The sequence below is a fragment of the Blastomonas sp. UPD001 genome (genome assembly GCF_003426715.1).
Lineage (GTDB): Bacteria > Pseudomonadota > Alphaproteobacteria > Sphingomonadales > Sphingomonadaceae > Blastomonas.
Genome location: NZ_QKVT01000001.1, coordinates 2,365,737 through 2,369,765 on the forward strand (window position 1 = coordinate 2,365,737; position 4,029 = coordinate 2,369,765).

Sequence of the window (4,029 nt, forward strand, 5' to 3'; positions counted from 1 at the left end):
ACCTGAACCTCGACGCCCAGACCCCGGCGCAGCAGTTCGGCGAGCTCTCCCGTGTCGGAGCCGCCGCGGCTCTCCAGCGTCACGGTCATGTCGTCGCGCTGGCTCTGGGGATCGCGCACCAGGCGGCAGATGAACTCGCCGGTCAGATCGGCGCGGTTCTCGATCAGCGCGCCGATCGCGTGCGGGAAGACGTTGATCCCGCGCAGCTTGACCATGTTGTCGCTGCGCCCCTTGAAGCCCGCGATCCGCTTGAACGCCATGCCGGTGGCGTTGGTACCGGTCAGCTCATGCGTGATGTCGTGCGTGTTGAAGCGGATGCACGGCGCGACATCGTCCTTGAACAGGCAGGTGACCACCATGTCCCCGGTTTGGCCTGGTGCGACCGGCTGGCCGTTATCGATATCGAGCAGTTCCAGATATTGCGCGTCCTCCCAGACATAGAGGCCGTCGCGCTCGGGTCCTTCGCCCGCGATCGACCCGGTATCGCCCACGCCATACCAGTCGAACGCCTTGGCGCCGCCCCAGGCGGCCTCGACCGAGGCGCGGTCTTCGGTACCCAGATGGCCGACGATCATGCGGATATTGATCCGGTCGAGCAGCCTTTCGGCCACCGCCGTGTCGGCGAGCTTGCGGATATAGTCGACGAAGCCGACCAGCACGGTGACGCCGAAATCGGCCATCAGATTGACCTGATTGAGCGAGCGAGTCTCAATGCCGGTCCCGGCAGAGAGGAACAGCGAGTTGGTGAAATGGGTGATCGCCTCGCGGATATAATGGCCGCCATTGATCATGCCATGGCCATAGACCGACTGGATGACGTCGCTCGGCTGCAGCCCCTGCCAGCGGTACATCCGCCCGACCAGCAGGTTGGTGATCTCGCGCCCCTTGGGGCCAAAGAGCAGCGCCTGCGGCCTGCCGGTGGTGCCCGATGTGGTGTGGAAGATCGAGGGCGCACGCGTCGGGTCGGCCATGTCGATCCCGGCAAAATCGCCCAGCGGCGGATGATCGGCGATCGAGGCCATCAGGTCGGACTTGTCGTACACCGGCAGCTTGGTGATGTCGGCCAGACCCTGGATGTCGCCCGGCTCGATCCCCGCATTGCCCCAGAGCCGCTGGTAGAAGGGGATCTGCCAGCCGCGCTGCATCAGGCGGCGGAACTGGCGGTCCTGAATCGCGAACAGCTCGTCGCGGCTCATGCCGGTATAGCGCTGTGTGAACGCATCGCCGACGGGGTAGTCGGCGAGCATCTGTTTCGCGTCAAAGGCTTCGAAATAGCTGGGGAAGGTCATGCGGTTTCCGTGGCTTATCCCCGTTTGTCCCGAGCGAAGTCGAGGGACCTCGGCTCGCGTCCCTCGACTTCGCTCGGGACAAACGGATGTGGGTTGGCAAAATACCGGAGCGGATCGTCGAACACCCGCGCGTCGGGCCCATCCCCCGCCAGTTCGCGGGCCAGCGCGCGCTTGGCGGCGGTGCCTGCATGCGAAAGCGGCGCATCGGGGCTGCCCAGGGTGTGCGGGATGGCGCGCTCGATGGTGCGGCCATCGGTCAGGCGGACGACAAGTCGCTGCGGAAACAGCGCATTGGGATCGGGATTGCCGTCGACCGTGATGACCAGTCGGTCCGCCAGCGCGCGGATCGCGGGATCGGCGAGCGTTTCGGGCACGAAGCGGCGCGGATCGATGCGGCCGTCGGTCAGCATCAGCGCAATCATCACCGGCAGGCACAGCCGCGCATACGCGGGGGTCATGTCGGCAACCGGCGGACGCCCCACCAGCCGCGCGCGACCGACGAATAGGCGAGGCCCAGAACGTCCTCGAGCGGCTCGACCCCCTCGATCCGCGCGACCGCCAGCGCCGCGCCGATGCACCCGGCGGTGGCGGGGCGGAAGAAAGTGAGGGGGCTGGTCGCGGCAAGGCCCAGGCCGGCGGCGATGTCGACCCCGATGGCGAGCGCGGTGAGCGCGGCGTCCGGATCGCAGCCGCCCATCCGGTCGATGCTGGCGCCCAGCGCCGCGCTGACCACCGACATCGCGTGCACCACGGCGGGCTCGTGCACCGCGTCCCATTCGAGGCAGTGGATGCGGAAGCCGTTGACGAATGCCGCCGAGGCAGCGGGCAGGCGCTCGTCCGACCCGATCAACCGTGCGTCTTCGCCGGTGCCCCAGCCGCGCGCAGCGGCCAGCACGCCATCGGCCCCCGGTGCGGTCGCACCCGCCGCGCCCACCGCGAGCGTATCGCCGAGCAGGTGCAGCGCCGCGACGCGTATCTCGGCCGGCAGCCGATGCTCGGCGCGCACGAACGCCAGAAGGTTATCGGTCGCTCTCATGCGAGCCAGTCCTCGATCAGCGCGAGCAGCGCGCCGACGCTTGTGCCGTTGAGCGCGATCTCGGCCGCGCGGTCGGCTTCCACGGGCTTGAGGCCGCCCCAGCGGACCAGGCTGTCGAGCTTGGCGCGCAGCATGTCGGGGCCTGCGGGGCGCTCCGGATCGCCGCGCGTGTCGGTCAGAACAACCTGTTCCCCTCCCTGGCCAGGGAGGGGAGCGGAAATGACGCGCGCGCCGAAATGCTGTGGATAGGCGGAGGTGAACTCGGCCGCCTCGCGCACACTCACCTGCGCGCGCTTCTCCGCCAGCGTGGTGATGGCCTCGGGCGTGAAATCTTCGGGCGTCGCATTTCGCCCGTCGGCGATCACCGCAATGGCATGCTGGATCGAGAATTTGGCATCGAGATCGGTAACCGGGTGCGGCCGGTCGCAGAACTTGAGCGCATCGGCATAGGTCTCGACCGTCACCGGCAGGTTCAGCTTGCCCGCTGCGCGCAGTTCGATCGCGCCGTCGATCGCGGGGTGCGCGTGGCGGCACGCGGCCCAGGGCTTGAAGCTCACCGCATGGATCAGCCAAGCCTCGTCCAGCACCATCGGCCTCGGCTCGCGCACCATCGCGGCATAGAGGCCCTGTTCGCCTTCCAGCGCTGCGACTGGTCCGGTAAAGCCCTGCCGCGCCAGCCGCGCCAGCCAAAGCCCCTCCAGCGCTGCGCGGGCGGCGTGCATCGCCTTGGTCATCACGTCCTCGTGCCGCATCCGCCACAGTCCGCCGGTGACCGAGGCGGCATTGCCCAGCGCCCAGCCCGTTGCCGCTTCATCCAACGCGAAGATCGATGCCGCAGCCGCCGCGCCGCCAAAGCCGCCTGCGGTCGAGGTCGGGTGGAAATGCGCATAATGGTGCGCATCGAAGGTCGCCCCGACCGCGATCATCGCCTCATAGCCGCGTACCGCGCCGTCGAGCAGCGCATCCATGCCGCATTTCTCCTGCCGCGCTGCAGACAGCGCAGCAGGCCAGATCACCGGACCGGGGTGGAGCAGGGCGGCGCGGTGGACATCGTCCATCTCGAGCACATTGCCGAGCAAGGCGGCGCGGGTGAGCATGTCGGGCTCGGCCATGCGCGCGACGGCGGCGACCGGGGCCTGGCGCGCGCCCGCGACACAGGCCAGCCAGTCGAGCAGATGCAGCCGCGCCCGGGCCCGGTCGCTTTCGTTTGGCGAACGGGCCAAATGTGCGCTAAGCCGCTGGATGAGGCTCGCGGCGGTCATGCGATGGCATCCGCAGAGCGATGATGGAGCAGGAGCACGCGTTGAACCGCCGCGCAGAGGCCAGTGATACCCTGATCGACAAGGCACCCGAGAAATCGGCGGACAGATCGGCCGACAAGCCGCGCTATCAGCAGCTTGCCGACGAGCTGCGCGCGCGCATCCTGTCGGGCGAGCTGGCGGGCAATGCGAGCTTCCCCACCGAGAGCGCGCTCTGCGCCGAATATGGCGTCAGCCGTTTCACCGTGCGCGAGGCGCTGCGGCGCCTGCAGGTCGAGGGGCTGATCGCCCGCCGACGTGGCTCGGGCACCGTCGTCCAACCCGCGGCGGCGCGCGGTGGCGCGCTGCACCAGCCGCTGTCCAACGTCGGTGAGATTCTGCAATATGCGCGCGATACGCGCATCGCCTATGATCACCTGGGGCTTCAGGCGCTGCCCAAGGCCAT

Annotated in this window: 5 protein-coding genes; 1 reads left to right on the forward strand and 4 read right to left on the reverse strand. The window is 68.5% G+C overall.

Annotated elements, in window-relative coordinates; all coding sequences use genetic code 11:
* The 4 genes from DM995_RS12085 to DM995_RS12095 form a co-directional block, all read right to left on the reverse strand.
* The coding region (locus DM995_RS12085; protein WP_157973291.1) for a phenylacetate--CoA ligase family protein at positions 1 to 1,289 on the reverse strand (1,289 nt) is incomplete at its 3' end.
* A 14-nt stretch (positions 1,290 to 1,303) separates the two neighbouring features.
* Positions 1,304 to 1,747: an MmgE/PrpD family protein gene (locus DM995_RS22340; protein ID WP_232824353.1), complete on the reverse strand. Its 444-nt coding sequence runs from the start codon at positions 1,745 to 1,747 to the stop codon at positions 1,304 to 1,306.
* Positions 1,744 to 2,325 (reverse strand): MmgE/PrpD family protein, encoded by a 582-nt coding sequence (locus DM995_RS22345; protein ID WP_232824354.1) that lies wholly within the window; start codon positions 2,323 to 2,325, stop codon positions 1,744 to 1,746. Before DM995_RS22345 ends, DM995_RS22340 begins: the two co-directional genes overlap by 4 nt.
* Positions 2,322 to 3,548 (reverse strand): MmgE/PrpD family protein, encoded by a 1,227-nt coding sequence (locus tag DM995_RS12095; RefSeq protein ID WP_157973185.1) that lies wholly within the window; start codon positions 3,546 to 3,548, stop codon positions 2,322 to 2,324. Before DM995_RS12095 ends, DM995_RS22345 begins: the two co-directional genes overlap by 4 nt.
* A gap of 80 nt (positions 3,549 to 3,628) precedes the next feature.
* Between DM995_RS12095 and DM995_RS12100 the strand changes: the two genes are divergently transcribed.
* The coding region (locus tag DM995_RS12100; protein WP_198669340.1) for a GntR family transcriptional regulator at positions 3,629 to 4,029 on the forward strand (401 nt) is incomplete at its 3' end.